Annotated in this window: 1 protein-coding gene; it reads left to right on the top strand. The window is 71.2% G+C overall.

The window, feature by feature from the left end:
• Nucleotides 1-15 precede the first annotated feature (15 nt).
• Nucleotides 16-680 (top strand): AMP-binding protein (locus ACFFR3_RS50205; RefSeq protein ID WP_379485518.1); only part of this gene is annotated, 665 nt, incomplete at its 3' end.

Below are 680 nucleotides of genomic sequence, written 5' to 3' on the forward strand. Positions count from 1 at the left end.
CTGGTGTGCACGGCGATGGAGAACCTGGTCGAGGCGTTGGAGTCGGCTCCGGACACCTCGTTGGCGGGGGTGGGGGTGCTGGATGCGGCGGATCTTGAGCGGCTGGCTTCCTGGGGGGCCGGGCCCGCGGGTTCGCTTGCGGGGACGGTGGCGGAGCTGTTCGAGGCGCAGGTGGATCGGGATCCGGCTGCGGTGGCGGTGGTGAGCGAGGGTGTGGAGGTGTCGTTCGGCGAGTTGGAGACCCGAGCGAACCGGGTGGCTCGGGCGCTGCTGAGCCGGGGAGTCGGGCCGGAGTCTGTGGTCGCGGTGGCGCTGGAACGTGGCGTGGACCTGGTCGTGGCGTTGCTGGGGGTGTTGAAGGCGGGCGCGGCCTATCTGCCGGTGGATGTCAGCTACCCGCAGGCGCGCATCGAGTCCATGCTTGCGCAGGCTGGGGTGCGGGTCGCGGTCGCGTCGCCGGGGCTGCTGCCGGACGCTGTGGACATCGACGCTGGAGCGCATCTGCCGGGCGGCCGATTGGCAGTCGAGGAGCGGGGTGTGCTGCGCGTCGATCAGGCGGCGTATGTGATGTTCACCTCCGGCTCGACCGGGACACCGAAGGGCGTGGTCGTATCCCACGCCGGTATCGGGGCGCTGGTAGAGGGGCAGCAACGCTGGCTGGGCATCGGCCAGGGCTCGCG

It is taken from the genome of Nonomuraea salmonea (genome assembly GCF_042428605.1).
GTDB classification, from domain to species: domain Bacteria; phylum Actinomycetota; class Actinomycetes; order Streptosporangiales; family Streptosporangiaceae; genus Nonomuraea; species Nonomuraea salmonea.